Genomic DNA, 16,755 nt, shown 5'->3' on the forward strand with positions numbered 1-16,755 from the left:
CCGCTACAAGTCCTCGCACTTCCTTCGTCAGGCTGTGGGCTTTTCGCTTCTATCCCTAACGCAAAAGAACTGACTGCTTAACAATAAACTTTATAATAAATCAAATGTAAAAGTTACAACAACCACATTAATAATGTGTAACACAAGAAGACTATTCATTTCTTAATTTTATTGAAATAGAAAAAAAACAAAATTAATATCCATTAAATTATAGAAATCATGATAAATTCAGAAAATAAAAACACGACAACCGAAGAGAGAATTGAAAGAAATCTTGACAATCTTGATTATCCTGCAAACGAAGACATCTACAATCAGGAAGAAAAACTGGAGGATATCGATCCTGAAGGAATTTCAGGCGAAAGAACAATCATTAGCAATGACAATTATGACAATGATTGGAAACAAAACAGCGATAAACTCGGAAATGATTTAGACATTCCTGGTTCTGAACTTGATGACGAGCTGGAAGATGTTGGTTCAGAAGACGAAGAAAATAATTTCTACAGCGACAGCGATACAGAATAAGCCTTTTTTGCCCATAATGCAATATTTTTTTGCCACAGATTAAAAGATTCGTACTGATTTTCAAATCAAATTAGTCTTTTAATCTGTGGCAAACTTTTTATACACTATCCACAAGAATTAAAAGTTTTTTTTCACATCAATAAAAAAAGAAGCAGAATTTAACAATTGTATCAAACTAATGCAGAAAATCATTTGTCTCCCCGCAAAATAAAATTTACTTTTGCAACAGTTTAACTTTTACACATAAAATGAAGCCTAACACACAACAATTAAGCGATTTAACTATCCAAGTAAGAAGAGATATTCTTCGAATGGTACATGCTGTCAACTCAGGTCACCCAGGTGGTTCACTAGGTTGTACTGAATTTTTGGTAACGCTATACCAAAATATAATGGAACGTAAAGAAGGTTTTGATATGGACGGAATTGGAGAAGATATTTTCTTCCTTTCAAACGGACATATTTCTCCTGTTTTTTATAGCGTTTTAGCTCGCAGCGGTTATTTCCCTGTTTCAGAATTAGCTACGTTTAGATTACTAAACTCACGTTTACAAGGTCACCCAACTACTCACGAAGGTTTACCTGGTGTACGTATGGCTTCTGGTTCATTAGGACAAGGTTTATCTGTAGCTCTTGGTGCTGCTCAGGCAAAAAAATTAAATGGAGACAATCATTTGATCTATACTTTACACGGTGATGGTGAATTGCAGGAAGGTCAAAACTGGGAAGCAATTATGTATGCTTCTGCTAAAAAAGTAGACAACCTTATCGCAACAATCGACGTTAACGGAAAACAAATTGACGGAACAACTGACGAAGTTTTAGCAATGGGAAGCCTTCGCGCTAAATTTGAAGCTTTTGACTGGGATGTTTTAGAAATCGCAGAAGGAAACAATATCGATGCCATCATTGCAGGATTAACAGATGCAAAATCAAGAACAGGAAAAGGAAAACCAGTTTGTATTTTATTACACACTGAAATGGGTAATGGTGTAGACTTTATGATGCACACACATGCATGGCATGGTAAAGCACCAAACAACGATCAGTTGGCAAGTGCTTTAGCTCAAAACTATTCTGCAGATCAAATCGATTATTAAAAAAGTGTTCAGTCACGGTGATCAGTTCTCAGTCTAAAAACTCAGATACTTATTCACTTAGAAACTTGGCATCTCAAAAGAAAAACAATGAAAAAATACGCAAATACAGGAAGTAAAGATACTCGTTCAGGTTTTGGAGCGGGAATGACTGAATTAGGTCAAAAAAACGAAAAAGTTGTAGCACTTTGTGCTGATTTAATTGGATCATTAAAATTTGATGATTTCAAAAAAAATCACCCGGAGCGTTTTTTCCAAATCGGAATCGCAGAAGCTAACATGATTGGAATTGCTGCAGGTTTAACAATTGGAGGAAAAATTCCTTTTACAGGAACTTTCGCTAACTTCTCTACAGGAAGAGTTTACGATCAAATTCGTCAATCAGTTGCTTATTCTGATAAAAATGTAAAAATTTGTGCTTCTCACGCTGGTTTAACACTTGGTGAAGACGGAGCAACACACCAAATCCTTGAAGATATTGGTTTAATGAAAATGTTACCGGGAATGACTGTAATCAACACTTGCGATTACAATCAGACTAAAGCTGCTACATTAGCATTAGCAGATCACCACGGTCCTGCTTATTTACGTTTCGGTCGTCCGGTTGTGCCTAACTTCACTCCTGCTGATGAGCCTTTCGTAATTGGAAAAGCTATTTTATTAAACGAAGGAACTGATGTTACAATCGTTGCAACAGGACATTTAGTTTGGGAAGCTCTTATTGCTGCAGAAGCTCTTGAAGCAAAAGGAATCTCTGCTGAAGTAATCAACATTCACACTATTAAACCACTTGACGAAGAAGCGATTCTTAAATCATTGGCTAAAACAAAATGTGTGGTAACTGCAGAAGAGCACAACATTCTTGGAGGTCTTGGAGAAAGCATTTCAAGAGTATTAGGTTTAAATACTCCCGCTCCACAAGAATTTGTAGCTGTAAACGATAGTTTTGGTGAGTCTGGAACTCCAGAGCAATTAATGGAGAAATATAAATTAAACAATCAGGCAATTGTTGAAGCTGTTGAAAAAGTAATCAAAAGAAAATAATTTTTTAGTTTTCTTACTTTATATAAAAAAACCTCGAAATCACTTTCGAGGTTTTTTGTATCTGTATTTTAAATCTTATTATGGTTTCTTAATAGGATATGTGTTATCAAGATGTATTCTTAATCTTGGATTATCTAAATAATCTGCCTCTATGTATTTTCTAGGATTTGCTGCAGATTCTGGTTTAGTAGGATCAGTCAAATCTCCTGTTGGTCTTCTAGGAATACCTCTTGGCTCCGTTTCATCTACATTTGGAGTCGCAGGATTATCCACAGTTGGATCCCATGGGTAATATGTGCTTACTCCATAATTAACTCCATCCACAATACCAATTTGTCCAGCTGGTTTGGTAACTTCATAGAAAGTTGTAAATCCATCTCCATCATCATCGCTGTCTAGAAAATCAGGAATACCATCTTTATCAGTATCATCCGGATTTACAGGAGCATTTGGATATATAGTAGTATTTCTAAAATCTCTTACAAAATGATCTCCATTAATATCTTCCTGATAATCAAAAACGCCATCAAAATCATGATCCAGCCTTTTATAATTATAAAATTTAACATTAAAAATCAAAGGAGAATAAGCAGGAATCGAAGAACTTCCGGAATAATAACCTAATCCTGAAGGAATAAACAAAACTGCTGACCCAAAATTTTCATATTTAATTGATCCGTCTGATTGTACAGTTGAAGTTCCGGTTTTAAGCTCAGGAAAAGCTTCACCCCATCCAACTATAGCCGTATATAAATCTATACTTGTTTGCGGAAACTTAACTTCTTCAAAAAAAGTAGTCTTTAAATAAGTTGGAGCTTTATCTGTTTTTGCAACACGAGTCATATATTCACCTTTATAAGCTGCCAAAACACCATCAGTATTTCCCGGAGATGTTCCTGTACCTTCTCTTAAAACCAAATAGTACATCTTATAAGTAATACCATCCATGTCTACATTTTTACTTAATAGTTTTGGAAAAGTAGCACTATTTAAATAAGACATTATAGAAGGCTGAGTCGTTGGATCAGTAATACTGTCAATAACTACATCCTGATCTTCAGTATTTCCCGGACTTTGAGTTACCGTAATATAATTTGTATTTAAATACTCTTCAATATTCGCATTATCTGTATTAAATTGCTCCTGATAATCTCTTAAAGGTTCAACAGGCGTATCATCATCACTTTTATTACAAGAAACTGTTGCAATTCCAGCAAGCAATAAAATAAAATAATATTTAAATTTATTCATTATTGTTAATTTTTTAGGTGCGCAAGATACAATATTGATTTATTTTTGTAAAGAATTTAACTTGGATTTTAGAAAAATTATGAGAATAGATAAATACTTATGGTGTGTTCGTTATTACAAAACCAGAAACATGGTTACTGAGGCTTGTAAAAAGAACCATATTACTGTAAATGGGCAGGTTGCCAAGCCGTCAAAAGAAGTTTTTCCTACGGACAGAATTACCTTTAGAAAAGACCAGATTACACAAATTATAACCGTTTTGGATATTCCCGAAAGTCGTGTTGGGGCAAAACTTGTCGATATGTACCGAAAAAATGAAACTCCGGCTGAAGCTTATGCACATTTAGAGTTATTAAAACTATCGAAAGAGCACTATCGAAAAAGCGGAACCGGAAGACCAACTAAAAAAGACAGAAGAGATATTGACGAATATGGAAATGAAATTTTTGATGAAGAAGAGGAAAATTAAATTCCAAACTTTTTAAATTCCAAATTCCAACCGTAAAACTCCAAACTGTTTATGTTTCAAAATTGGAATTTGGAATTTTATATATTGGAATTTCAAAACCTAAATTTGTACTTTAGCAAAAAAATCAATCATGAGCAAAAACATCATCTTAACCAATCAGGAAATCGAACATAAAATAAAACGTATCGCGTATCAAATTTACGAGACTTTTGTTGATGAAGAAGAAGTTGTTATTGCCGGAATTGCTTCTAACGGATCTGTTTTTGCCGAAAAAATTGCTTTGGCATTAAGCAGCATTTCTACATTAAAAGTTTCTCTTTGCGAAGTTAAAGTCGACAAACAGAATCCACAATCACCTATACAAACCTCATTGACCGCCGCAGAATACTCCAACAAAGGTTTAGTTTTGGTAGATGACGTCTTAAATTCCGGAACTACATTAATATATGCCGTTCGCCATTTCCTGGACGTTCCGCTTAAAAAATTCAAAACAGCGGTACTTGTTGACAGAAATCACAAGAAATACCCTGTAAAAGCCGATTTTAAAGGAATATCGTTATCAACATCACTACTAGAACATGTTCAGGTGGTTTTTGATGATAACGGCGACGATTATGCTTTTTTAAGCTAAGATTTCTAATATATCCTGAACTGTTTCTTCGACTGTTCTCTTATCAACCGAAACTTTATGTTGTGCGTGGTTGTAATAATAGCTTCTGTCGAACAAATGTTTTGCGATAAATTCTTTCATTTCTTCCTCATTCATATTAGCAATTAACGGGCGCTTGCTTTTGTTATGAATTAATCTATTATATAAAGTCTCAATTGAAGCTTTTAAATATATAGATGTAAGGTCCTCTCTTTTTAATAATTCATGATTATTGGCATAACATGGAGTTCCGCCACCCAAACCTATTATACTATTTTCTGAAGATTGAAGTAATTCGACAAACATTTCGTGTTCTAATTTTCTAAAATAGATCTCTCCATGTTTTTCGAAAATCTCATTTATTGATAAATTGGCTCTTTTTTCGATGCATTTATCCAAATCTAAAAATGGAATATTTGTAATTTTTGAAAGATTTTGGGCAATAGTTGACTTTCCGCAACCCATATATCCTAATAAGACGATTTTTTTCATTTTAATAAAACCCTATAAACTAGGGCGTTGTAGATGTTGATTAAAAAAAGACAAATTTATAATAAAAATGCTTGCAAATAATAAAATAAACTCCTTATATTTGCACCCGCATTCAAGAAACATAATGACTCGATAGCTCAGTCGGTAGAGCACATCACTTTTAATGATGGGGTCCTGGGTTCGAGCCCCAGTCGGGTCACAAATTTTGTGATTATCACATAAGTTTCTTGAAAGCAATGACTCGATAGCTCAGTCGGTAGAGCACATCACTTTTAATGATGGGGTCCTGGGTTCGAGCCCCAGTCGGGTCACAAAAGGTCGAGTAATTTATTACTTGACCTTTTTTCATTTTAGGCCATGTGGAGAAACGGTAGACTCGCCATCTTGAGGGGGTGGTGCTCGCAAGGGCGTGAGGGTTCAAATCCCTCCATGGTCACAAAAAGGTACAAAGAAGCATTATTCTTCTTTGTACCTTTTTTATTTGAAGCTAATCCAGCCATCCACTGTATCTTTTATGGTGAACCCCACCATAAAAGGATGCCGTTCCTGTCTGGGCTAGGGCATCTGTATTCATCAGAAATATTTCCCAACAATTTCTTCTACTTTTTTTTACCGGAAATCACTTTCCAAAACAAACTTTTCCTAAATTCGTTCCAAATTAATCAACCATTAACCTAATCCCCAATTAGTTTATGAAAAACCTACTATTAGCATCGTTTATGATGATTACATGCCTTACCTGGGCACAATCTGCAACTGCCTATTTTGACAAAGCCATGAAAAAAGCTGAAGCCGGCAACACAAAAGGCGCCATCGCTGATTACACCAAAGCAATTAGTATGAATTCTCATTTTACAGAAGCTTATCAAAACAGAGGCGTTGCAAAATACAAACTTAACGACCTGCAGGGTGCTCTTGCTGATTTTACCAAAGCAATTGAGCTTGACACAATGAATTCTGACGCTTTTGCAGGAAGAGCAAACGTAAGCTACAAACTAATGAATTACGACGCTGCAGTAGAAGACTGCTCTTATTGCCTTATGATGAATCCTAAAGATTATGTAGCGCTGAATTTAAGAGGACTTTGCTACAACAAAATGGGCGAGAAAAAGAAGTCCTGCAAAGACTTCTCTAAAGCAATCGAATTAGGAAGCCAAAGCGCCATAAAAAACAGAGCTACTTTCTGTAAATAAATTAAAACCAAAATCAAGTATAAAAGCAATCTGTGAATATCATTTTACAGATTGCTTTTTTGTTTAAAAACCATACTCATTTCCGTTTAAAAGATATTACTACATTTGCCTTATAAATGAACTATAAATGGCACTTCTTAAAAAACTAAATAATAAAGCCAAAACAGACGAAAACTCCGGTTTTGGAACCAATGCAAACAGTTACGGTGGAAGATTTGTAAATAAAAACGGAACTCCAAATATTGAAAAAAGAGGAATGAATTTCCTGCGCCGTATTAGTTGGTACCACACCATGATCGACATGCCAAACTGGAAATTCATGTTGATTTTATTTTCCTTTTACGTTATAATCAATTTTATTTTCGCGGTTTTATATTACGCCATCGGAATCGAACATCTTGACGGAATCGCACAATCACAAAGTATATTAACCCAATTTGGTCAGGCTTATTTTTTTAGCGCGCAAACTTTCACAACTGTTGGTTACGGACATATTAGTCCAACCGGATTTTTAACCAGCGCATTATCCGCAGCCGAAGCTTTAATTGGATTATTAAGTTTTGCTATTGCAACGGGATTATTTTTTGGAAGATTTAGCAAACCAACTGCATTCCTGAAATTTTCGCATAACGCATTGATCGCTCCTTATAAAGATGGCAAAGCATTAATGATTCGCCTTGTTCCTTTTAAAAACACAAATTTTACAGATGCAACAGCAAAAATCACTTTGGGAATGAGCGTTGAAGAAAATGGTACAAAAACAAACAAGTTTTACAGCCTCCATCTCGAACTAGACAAAATAAATGCGCTTTCATTAAGTTGGACGTTAGTTCATGCCATTACAGAAGAAAGTCCGTTGTATAATTTTACCGAAGAAGATTTTAAAAGAACTCATGGTGAGATTCTTGTTTTTATCACCACCTTTGATGATATGTTTAGTAATACTGTCGCTGCCCGAACATCTTATACTTTTAACGAAATTATTTATGGCGCAAAATTCGAAACAATGTATAATAGAAGCAAGGATGGAACTAAAACGATTTTGTATCTCGATAAATTAAATCAGTATCATACTACAAAGTTCCCTTAATCCCATCATTTTATTTAAGTTTTAGAGCTAATTTCAGATTTTATTTTACTTTTGTTTACCCAATTAATGTACAATGATAAACAATATAAAGACCGTTTTCAGCATAAAGGATCTCGAAAACTTATCAGGAATAAAAGCACATACAATCCGTATATGGGAGAAAAGATACAACATTCTTGAACCCATGAGAACGGATACTAATATTCGACTTTATAACTTACAGAGCTTACAAAAACTTTTAAACATAACCTTACTTCACGAGTATGGTTACAAAATATCTAAAATATCTACCTTTCCAGAAGAAAAAATTCCGCAATTGGTTCGCGAAATTATCTCAAAGAAAAATGCTCAAAATTATGCCATCACTTCTTTTAAAATGGCAATGATGAATTTTGACCAGGAAATTTTCTTCAACACTTTTGATTGGCTTATTTCTGAAAAATCATTTAAGGAAGTTTTCAAAGATCACTTTTTACCTCTTTTGAAAGAATTAGGACTGTTATGGCAATCTGAAACTATAACTCCTGCAAATGAACATTTTATGAGTCATTTGATCAAACAAAAGATTTTAATTTATACGGAAAGCCTTCAGATATTAAAACCAACAAAAACAGACAGGATTTTTGTTCTTTCATTGCCTTTAAATGAAATTCACCAAATTGGACTTTTGTACCTGCAATACGAAATCTTATCAAAAGGATATAAAACCATTTATCTGGGCGAAAGCATGCCAATTGAAAACCTGCAGGATCTTACGAGACATTTTGAAAACATTACGTTTGTTTCATTTATGACCATTCAGCCTGATCGCAATATTATCAATCAATATGTAAAATCGATGGGACAGAAATTACTCCAAAAGAATAATGAAATCTGGCTTATGGGTAAAATGACAGAACATATCGAAACAAAAAACCTTCCTGAAAGAATAAAAATTTTCGATTCGATGCAAGAAACAATCGATTCGATCTAATATTTTGTTTAAAGTTTTTGTATATTTGTTAAACAAATGACAAAAACTATCTCCATAATAGGTTCAGGCTTCTCTGCATTAGCCGCTTCGTGTTACTTGGCAAAACAAGGAAACAAAGTCACTATTTACGAAAAAAACAACACAATTGGCGGTCGCGCAAGACAGTTCAAAAAAAATGGTTTTACGTTTGACATGGGACCAAGCTGGTATTGGATGCCCGATGTGTTTGAACGTTTCTTTCAGGACTTCAACAAAAAATCTTCAGACTATTATGAACTTATAAAATTAAATCCGGCTTACAGAGTTTATTTTGGCGTGGATGATTTTATCAGCATTTATGATAATCTGGAAGAAATAAAAGCCACTTTTGAAAGTATCGAAAAAGGAAGTGGCAAAAAACTGGACAACTTTATAAGCAAAGCCAAAAGCAATTATGATATCGCGATTAAAGATTTGGTGTATCGTCCCGGCATTTCTCCATTAGAATTAATTACAATTCAAACGACTTTAAAACTCAATCAGTTTTTTAGCAACGTAAGCAACGATATCAGAAAAGAATTTAAGAATGAAAGATTAGTTCAAATTCTTGAATTTCCGGTTTTATTTCTCGGTGCAAAACCTTCAAAAACGCCTTCTTTTTATAATTTCATGAATTATGCCGATTTCGGTTTAGGAACATGGCATCCAAAAACAGGAATGTTTGATGTTGTTCGCGGAATCGAAAAATTAGCCCTTGAATTAGGTGTTACGATTAAAACCAATGCATCAATCGAAAAAATAATAGTCGAAAACAAAACCGCAACCGGAATTGTAATTGACGGAAAAATTATAAACTCCGATATTATTTTAAGCGGCGCCGATTATCACCACACCGAAACTTTACTGGAAGAAAAAGACCGCGCCTATTCTGAAAAATATTGGAAAAGTCGTGTTTTTGCACCTTCCTCACTTCTATTCTTTGTTGGCTTCAATAAAAAAATAGAAAACATTTCACACCACGCTTTATTTTTTGATGTTGATTTTAATCAGCATGCAAAAGATATTTATGACGATCCAAAATGGCCGGACGCTCCGTTATTTTACGCCAATTTTCCATCAAAAACAGATAAAACCGCCGCTCCTGAAGGAATGGAAAGCGGCTTTTTTCTCATTCCGTTAGCACCCGGAATAAACGATAGCGAAGAACTTCGAGAAACGTATTTTGAAAAAATAATCACTCGTTTTGAGCAACTTACGAAACAAGAGATCAAAAATAATATTATATTTAAGAGATCATTCTGCAAAAATGATTTTGTAACAGATTATAATGCCTACAAAGGAAATGCATATGGAATGGCTAATACGTTATTGCAGACTGCTTTTTTAAGGCCAAAACTAAAAAGTAAAAAAGTCCGTAACTTATATTTCACGGGGCAATTAACTGTTCCCGGACCTGGAGTCCCACCTGCTTTAATATCAGGAAAATTGGTTGCTGAGTTAATACAAAAATCTATTAGACCGTAAAAAGATGAAATCACTATTCGACACCGTATCTTTCAAATGTAGCAAATTGGTCACCAAAAACTACAGCACATCCTTTTCGCTTGCGGTAAATATGTTATCGCCAAGTATTAGAGATGGTATTTACAGTATTTACGGCTTTGTTCGTTTTGCTGATGAAATTGTAGATTCATTTCACGATTACGATAAAGAAAACCTTATCAATGATTTTGAAAAGGAATATTATAAAGCTTTAGAAAACGGAATTAGCCTAAATCCAATTTTAAACTCATTTCAGCACGCTGTTAAGCAATATAATATCACAGACGATTTGGTTCAGGCATTTCTAAAAAGCATGAAACTCGACCTGATTAAATCAACATATAACACCCAAACAGAATACGAAGATTACATTTATGGTTCTGCCGATGTTGTGGGCTTAATGTGCCTGAAAGTTTTTGTAAAAGGAAACGATCAAAAATACGAACAGCTCAAAAGTGAAGCCATGCGATTAGGTTCTGCTTTTCAGAAAGTTAATTTTCTAAGAGATTTAAAAGATGATAATTTAATTCTAAACCGAAATTATTTTCCGGGCGTAGATTTAAAATCTTTTGATGAAAATGCAAAAACCGCCATCATCAAAGAAATTGAGGAAGATTTTAGAGTCGCCTATCAGGGAATTATAAAATTACCTATCGAAGCAAAATTTGGCGTTTATACAGCGTACATCTATTATAGAAAATTACTCAAAAAATTAAAAAACACGCCTTATTACGAAATTGGAAATTCAAGAATAAGAGTTTCAAATTATACAAAAGCCGGACTTTTAGCGCAATCTTTTGTAACTTACAAATTAAAACTGGTTTAGTTTTTTTTAGCTTTCCCTGCAGTGTTGTCGTTCCGAGGAACGAAGCAACTGCATTCGCTAAATCAAACGGTATGTCTTATAATAGTGAGGTTGCTTCGTTCCTCTCGATGACAAATTAAATTTTAAAATAATAATTCAACAATTCAAAACATAAAAAATGATTTCTTTCTTAATCTTTTTAGGCGTTTTTCTTTTCATGGAGTGCGTTACCTGGCTCACACACAAATACATCATGCATGGTTTGATGTGGTATTTTCATGAAGATCATCATCAGCCCAAATACGAAGATACATTTGAACGCAACGACATATTCTTTGTCATTTTTGCCATTCCAAGCATTACGCTTTTTTATTTTGGCGTTCAGGGCGGATTCAATTATTTGTTTTTCATCGCCTGTGGCGTTACCTTATATGGAATTTGCTACTTTTTAATTCATGATGTTTTGATTCATCAGCGTTTTAAATGGTTTAAAAACACCAAAAACAAATACCTGATTGGTTTACGAAAAGCACATAAAATTCACCACAAACATTTAGGAAAAGAGCACGGAGAATGTTTCGGAATGTTATTCGTTCCTTTCAAATATTATAAAATGTAGTGTAATTTTGGGCGTTCCCCAAGGGGCGGGCTTTCCGTTCCCGCTTTTTTGTATCAGGCAGAAAAAGCCTGACACAAAAAGAGCTCCACTTCAATCCCTAACGCTCACGTATTTTAAGAAATATTCGCAATAATAAACTTCATGAAAGTATATAAATTAGAAACCGTACAACATATAAACGCCACAATCGAAAAATGTTGGGATTTTTTCTCCAGTCCAAAAAATCTTCAAACCATAACGCTTGACGACATGAGTTTTGTAATTCAGGATTTTGACGGTAAACGCATGTATCCGGGACAAATTATTACGTATACGCTAAAACCACTTTTAGGAATTAAAATAAACTGGACAACGATTATTACGGTTTCAGAAGAAAATAAATATTTCGTTGATGAACAGCGCTTTGGCCCTTATGCTTTATGGCATCACAAACACTTTTTTGAACCTACCGAAAATGGCACAAAAATGACTGACGTTGTGCATTATGCTTTGCCTTTTGGTTTCTTAGGCCGAATTGCGAATTCTTTAATGGTAAAAAACAAACTGAAATCAATTTTCGATTATCGTTACAATAAAATCGAAGAATTATTTAATACAAAAGCATAATTAAATAAGGAAGTAGCCGCGATTTTTTACCATTTTATATACTAATTCGTGAATTCGTGGCGAAAAAACAAAGTACAGAATCTCCTATAATGACAAAACAAAAAGTTACTTTTTTCTGGTTTCGACGTGATTTACGTTTGGATGATAATATCGGATTATTCAATGCTTTGCAATCTGATTTTCCAGTAATTCCGTTATTTATTTTTGACGAAGATATTTTAGAACATCTGCCGAAAAATGATGCGCGGGTAAGTTTTATTTATGATTCACTCCAAAAAATAAACGAAGAACTTCAGGCAATTGGTTCTTCAATTTTAATCAAAAAAGGAAAAACGACTGAAGTTTGGAAATCACTTTTAGAAGAAAATGACATTCAACAAGTATTCTTCAACAAAGATTATGAACCATACGCTATAAAACGTGACCTGGTAATTTCTGATTTATTAAAGCAAAATAAAAGTGAAATCTTTTCATTTAAGGATCACGTAATTTTTGAAGAAAAAGAAATCACAAAAGCAGACGGACTTCCGTATACGATTTACACACCATACAAAAACAAATGGCTGGAGAAATACCATCTCTCAGGGCAAGCTTTTGAATATGACACAAAAACTTTGTTTTCTAATTTCGCTAAAAACAAATTTAAATTTCCTGAATTAGCCGAAATTGGTTTTGAACGAAGTTCCATAAAAGTAGTTCCTCATAACTTAACTCAAATTGGTGATTATAAAGAAACAAGGGATTTCCCGGCATTAGACAGCACTTCTTATCTTTCGCCGCATTTGCGTTTTGGAACTGTAAGTATTCGGAAATTAGTGAATTGGGCAAACAAGAAAAATCAAACTTTTTTAAGTGAGTTAATCTGGAGAGAATTTTTTATCCAGATTTTGTTCAGCTTTCCGAATTGCGTCAATCATAATTTCAAATCGGCTTATGATGGGATTCAATGGCGAAACAATGAAGACGATTTCAAACGCTGGTGTTCCGGAACTACAGGTTACCCAATGGTCGACGCCGGAATGCGTCAGTTGAATGAAACCGGTTATATGCACAATCGTGTTCGAATGGTTGTCGCAAGTTTTCTTTGCAAACATCTCCTTATTAATTGGCAATGGGGCGAAGCTTATTTTGCCGAAAAATTATTGGATTTTGAATTAGCATCCAACGTAGGAAACTGGCAATGGGCTGCAGGAACAGGTTGCGACGCTGCGCCATATTTCAGGGTTTTTAATCCGGAAATTCAACAGAAGAAATTTGACGAAAAAGGCATCTACATCCGCAAATGGATTCCTGAATTTGATCTGGGATATAATGAACCAATGGTCGATCACGCTTTTGCAAGAGATCGTGCGATTGCGACTTATAAAGCGGGAATTTTGAGATAGTTAAATTTTGTTTCAAGTTTCAAGTTACGCAACCTGAAACTTGAAACCTGAAACAAAGAATTAGTATTTCAAATAATTATCTACGACAATCTTCGCTTTTAAATCAAACATTAAATTATACAAACCAAAGAAAGTACGGTTCATGTAGATAAAATGCTTAGATCCACGATTTCCATTCATTTTTTTAAGATTGGTATCGTTTGAGAAACGTTCTCCTAATTTTGCAATGCTTTCAAAGAAAGTTTCATCTGCAAAATCAAAAGTTTCTTCCTGGAAAGGTTTAGTGAAAAGCGATAACAAGTCATGAAACATTTCAGTAAAATATTCAATTTCGGCAGGAGAATCATCCGGACGGAGAATCTCTAATTCGAATAATTTTTGATTAAAACGGGCAGAATCTGTAATCACATTTTTGTTGATTAACTCAAAATAAGGCACATAAAAATCTTCCGGAATTTGTTTCATACAGCCAAAATCCAACGCAATCAAATTGTTGTGCTGGTCAACTAAAAAGTTTCCCGGATGCGGATCAGCGTGAACTTTTCGCAAAACATGAATTTGGTACATATAAAAATCCCAAAGCGCCTGCCCTATTTTGTCTCCAATTTCGCGGCTGGCATTTTTTGCGGTAAATTCAGAAAGGTGAATTCCCGTCATCCAATCCATCGTGATGATTTTCTCTGATGAAAACTCCGGATAGTAATTCGGGAAAAGAATATTTTCGATTTTACTGCAAGCCTCGACAACTTCTTTACTTTGTTCTAATTCCAGTAAATAATTGGTTTCTTCGATCAATTTGTCTTCAACTTCCTTGAAATATTTATCAGAATCTTTTCCTTGCAAATTAAACATTCTGATCGCAATAGGTTTCACCAAAGCCAAATCTGAAGAAATACTATTGGCAACACCGGGATACTGAATTTTAACTGCCAGTTTTTTGCCATTTTTAGTCGCCAAATGCACTTGTCCAATACTTGCTGCATTGACAGAGTTAGCATTAAACTCATCAAAGATTTCATAAGGCGTTTTTCCGAAATTTGTTTTAAAGGTTTTCAAAACCAAAGGCGCTGATAAAGGCGGAACAGAAAATTGCGACAAAGAAAATTTCTCAACATACGCCTGAGGCAAAAAGTTTTTGTCCATACTTAGCATTTGAGCAACTTTCAGCGCGCTTCCTTTCAGGCTTTTTAATCCGTCGTAAATATCTTCTGCATTGTTTTCGTTAAGTTTATCGCGGGTCAAATCAGGATTAACCATTTTTTCAGCATAATGCTTCACATAATTTACTCCTATTTTTGCACCAGTCTGCACTAGTTTTCCGGCTCTTTCTATTTTTGAAGTGGGGATATAATCAATTGTTTTCATTGTTTGCTGTATATTTTTTCTTTAAAAAGAAATTTTCCTAAATCTATAAGATGATTCAATGGCGCCACATTCATTAATTCGAAAGAAGCATTGACAGATTTCTCGATAAAAATATCTGTTTTTTCAAAAGCTGCGGAAGCATCATCCATCCAGAATTTTATGGTCATCATTAACTGTAACCAAGCCGATTCCTGAATTCCTTTTTCCTGAAATTTTTGAAGTTTTTCCTGTTCAATTCTATACTCATCGGTCAAAATTTCAGAAACATATTCTTTGAAACTTTCCCGAAGAGAAGATAACTGAGAAAGATTTTTAAGCGGATTTCTATCTATTTTTAAAGCTTGTAAAACGTAACTTCTGTTGGCAGTTAAAACTTCAAAAAAAGTAAAGTAAAAACTCAGCATTTTGTTTTTCATATCATATTCCTGATATTCTGCATTTTTATGAAGCAAGTCAACTGTATTGACAAAAAAGAGTCTAAAAATTTCTTTTTCCAATCCTTCCAATGTTCCAAAAAAAGCATAGAATTCAGCTTCTGTAAAATCATTTTCCTTGGCAAAATGATAAACAGATTTTGGTTTTTGTCCTTTCTCCAAAACTTCCTCCATGTATAGTGAAACGATCTCTTCTTTGCTGATTATCTTGTTTTTAGTGGTCATTTTATTTAATTTAGAATTCGCCTTAAAGGTAAGCATTGTTTAAGTATCTTTACTAATACCTAAACAAGTTGCACTGTTAAATATATTATAAACTATCATGTCAAAAAATGTTTTACTTACCGGAGGATCAGGATTCATTGGTAAATACTTAACAGAAGTGTTAATTGCCAATGGTTTTTCAGTATCCATTCTAACCCGTACTGACCGAAAGAACACGCCTCTAATCACCTATTACAGATGGGATTTAAAAAATTATTTTATAGAGGAAGAAGCGGTCCTTAAAGCTGATTATATTATTCATCTGGCGGGCGAAGGAATTGTTGAAAAACGATGGACAGAAAAACGTAAAAAAGATATTTTAGAAAGCCGCACCAAACCTGTTGAACTGATATATAATGTACTGAAAAACAATAATAAATCGCTGGATGCTTTTGTTTCGGCTTCTGCAATTGGAATTTATGGCGCGTATACAACCAAGGAAATATGTTCTGAAGATAAAATTCCTGCAAACGACTTTCTGGGAACTACATGTGAGAAATGGGAAAACAGCGTTGATACCATCAATTCATTAGGCATTAGAACCGTAAAAATAAGAACCGGAATTGTTTTGGGAAAAAATGAAGGTTTTCTTAAAAAAGTCGCTCCTTCTTTTAAAGCTGGTTTTGGCACAATTCTGGGTTCCGGAAAACAGTATTTACCCTGGATTCACATAGAAGATTTATGCCATATTTATTTAAAAGCTTTGACAGATATCGAAATGCATGGCGCGTATAATGCTGCAATTACGGATAATACAACAAATGCTTCATTCTCAAAAATACTGGCAAATTTATATGGATATAAAATCTGGCTTCCAAAAGTACCTGAATTTTTACTTCAGTTTGTTTTGGGCGAAATGAGTGTTGCTGTTTTGGAAGGCCAAAGAGTTTCTTCTGAAAAAATACAAAAATCAGGTTTCGAATTTCAATACAATGATATTGAAACTGCGCTTTCTAACAGTTTGTCGTAA

At 34.2% G+C, this 16,755-nt stretch carries 18 protein-coding genes and 3 tRNA genes; 17 read left to right on the forward strand and 4 right to left on the reverse strand.

Annotated features, from left to right (window positions below; all coding sequences use genetic code 11):
* Positions 1–219 precede the first annotated feature (219 nt).
* The 3 genes from AC3QL1_RS00215 (at position 220) to AC3QL1_RS00225 (ending at position 2,669) form a co-directional block, all read left to right on the forward strand.
* The gene (locus tag AC3QL1_RS00215; protein ID WP_492494243.1) at positions 220–528 is read left to right on the forward strand and encodes a hypothetical protein; all 309 of its coding nucleotides are present in this window, start codon (positions 220–222) and stop codon (positions 526–528) included.
* Between the two features lie 248 nt (positions 529–776).
* Positions 777–1,628 (forward strand): transketolase, encoded by an 852-nt coding sequence (locus tag AC3QL1_RS00220; protein ID WP_154785687.1) that lies wholly within the window; start codon positions 777–779, stop codon positions 1,626–1,628.
* 87 nt (positions 1,629–1,715) lie between these two features.
* The gene (locus AC3QL1_RS00225) at positions 1,716–2,669 is read left to right on the forward strand and encodes a transketolase family protein (protein ID WP_492494244.1); all 954 of its coding nucleotides are present in this window, start codon (positions 1,716–1,718) and stop codon (positions 2,667–2,669) included.
* Between the two features lie 78 nt (positions 2,670–2,747).
* Here the strand turns inward: AC3QL1_RS00225 and bamM are convergent, their stop codons facing one another.
* Entirely contained in the window at positions 2,748–3,920 is a 1,173-nt protein-coding gene (gene bamM / locus AC3QL1_RS00230) for a BamM family beta-barrel-assembly machinery protein (protein WP_492494245.1), read from the reverse strand.
* Positions 3,921–3,999: 79 nt separating this feature from the next.
* On the opposite strand from bamM, the gene AC3QL1_RS00235 reads away from it, so the two are divergent.
* Together AC3QL1_RS00235 and AC3QL1_RS00240 are read left to right on the forward strand one after the other, a co-directional pair.
* Positions 4,000–4,389 carry an RNA-binding S4 domain-containing protein gene (locus AC3QL1_RS00235; protein WP_492494246.1) on the forward strand — a complete coding sequence of 130 codons (390 nt, stop codon included), beginning with the start codon at positions 4,000–4,002 and terminating at the stop codon, positions 4,387–4,389.
* A gap of 130 nt (positions 4,390–4,519) precedes the next feature.
* A complete protein-coding gene (locus tag AC3QL1_RS00240; RefSeq protein WP_492494247.1) occupies positions 4,520–5,020 on the forward strand; it encodes a phosphoribosyltransferase domain-containing protein in 501 nt (166 codons plus the stop codon).
* On the opposite strand, the gene AC3QL1_RS00245 is transcribed toward AC3QL1_RS00240, so the two are convergent.
* Positions 5,012–5,530, reverse strand: a complete 519-nt coding sequence (locus tag AC3QL1_RS00245; protein ID WP_492494248.1) for a shikimate kinase — start codon at positions 5,528–5,530, stop codon at positions 5,012–5,014. The genes AC3QL1_RS00240 and AC3QL1_RS00245 overlap by 9 nt on opposite strands.
* Positions 5,531–5,656: 126 nt before the next feature.
* Here AC3QL1_RS00245 and AC3QL1_RS00250 point away from each other — a divergent pair.
* From AC3QL1_RS00250 to AC3QL1_RS00300, 11 genes are all read left to right on the forward strand, one after another.
* Positions 5,657–5,729 (forward strand) — tRNA-Lys (locus tag AC3QL1_RS00250).
* 39 nt (positions 5,730–5,768) lie between these two features.
* Positions 5,769–5,841, forward strand: a tRNA-Lys gene (locus tag AC3QL1_RS00255).
* 42 nt (positions 5,842–5,883) lie between these two features.
* A tRNA-Leu gene (locus AC3QL1_RS00260) sits at positions 5,884–5,966 on the forward strand.
* A 256-nt stretch (positions 5,967–6,222) separates the two neighbouring features.
* Positions 6,223–6,723: a tetratricopeptide repeat protein gene (locus tag AC3QL1_RS00265; RefSeq protein ID WP_492494249.1), complete on the forward strand. Its 501-nt coding sequence runs from the start codon at positions 6,223–6,225 to the stop codon at positions 6,721–6,723.
* A 127-nt stretch (positions 6,724–6,850) separates the two neighbouring features.
* Positions 6,851–7,813: an ion channel gene (locus tag AC3QL1_RS00270; RefSeq protein WP_492494250.1), complete on the forward strand. Its 963-nt coding sequence runs from the start codon at positions 6,851–6,853 to the stop codon at positions 7,811–7,813.
* A 73-nt stretch (positions 7,814–7,886) separates the two neighbouring features.
* A complete protein-coding gene (locus AC3QL1_RS00275) occupies positions 7,887–8,786 on the forward strand; it encodes a MerR family transcriptional regulator (protein ID WP_492494251.1) in 900 nt (299 codons plus the stop codon).
* 36 nt (positions 8,787–8,822) lie between these two features.
* Positions 8,823–10,289, forward strand: a complete 1,467-nt coding sequence (gene crtID, locus AC3QL1_RS00280) for a bifunctional phytoene desaturase/3,4-desaturase (protein WP_492494252.1) — start codon at positions 8,823–8,825, stop codon at positions 10,287–10,289.
* A gap of 4 nt (positions 10,290–10,293) precedes the next feature.
* A complete protein-coding gene (locus tag AC3QL1_RS00285; protein WP_492494253.1) occupies positions 10,294–11,133 on the forward strand; it encodes a phytoene/squalene synthase family protein in 840 nt (279 codons plus the stop codon).
* A gap of 157 nt (positions 11,134–11,290) precedes the next feature.
* On the forward strand, positions 11,291–11,731 hold the full coding sequence (locus tag AC3QL1_RS00290) for a sterol desaturase family protein (protein ID WP_492494254.1): 441 nt from the start codon (positions 11,291–11,293) through the stop codon (positions 11,729–11,731).
* 141 nt (positions 11,732–11,872) lie between these two features.
* Positions 11,873–12,337, forward strand: coding sequence for an SRPBCC family protein (locus AC3QL1_RS00295; protein ID WP_492494255.1), 465 nt, complete (start codon positions 11,873–11,875; stop codon positions 12,335–12,337).
* 89 nt (positions 12,338–12,426) lie between these two features.
* The gene (locus AC3QL1_RS00300) at positions 12,427–13,722 is read left to right on the forward strand and encodes a cryptochrome/photolyase family protein (protein ID WP_492494256.1); all 1,296 of its coding nucleotides are present in this window, start codon (positions 12,427–12,429) and stop codon (positions 13,720–13,722) included.
* Positions 13,723–13,782: 60 nt separating this feature from the next.
* Here AC3QL1_RS00300 and AC3QL1_RS00305 read toward each other — a convergent pair whose 3' ends face one another.
* The gene (locus tag AC3QL1_RS00305) at positions 13,783–15,087 is read right to left on the reverse strand and encodes an ABC1 kinase family protein (RefSeq protein WP_492494257.1); all 1,305 of its coding nucleotides are present in this window, start codon (positions 15,085–15,087) and stop codon (positions 13,783–13,785) included.
* Positions 15,084–15,746, reverse strand: a complete 663-nt coding sequence (locus AC3QL1_RS00310; protein ID WP_492494258.1) for a TetR family transcriptional regulator C-terminal domain-containing protein — start codon at positions 15,744–15,746, stop codon at positions 15,084–15,086. Before AC3QL1_RS00310 ends, AC3QL1_RS00305 begins: the two co-directional genes overlap by 4 nt.
* A gap of 97 nt (positions 15,747–15,843) precedes the next feature.
* Between AC3QL1_RS00310 and AC3QL1_RS00315 the strand changes: the two genes are divergently transcribed.
* Positions 15,844–16,755 (forward strand): TIGR01777 family oxidoreductase, encoded by a 912-nt coding sequence (locus tag AC3QL1_RS00315; RefSeq protein ID WP_492494259.1) that lies wholly within the window; start codon positions 15,844–15,846, stop codon positions 16,753–16,755.

The organism is Flavobacterium sp. GW823-FHT04A11 (assembly GCF_058796535.1).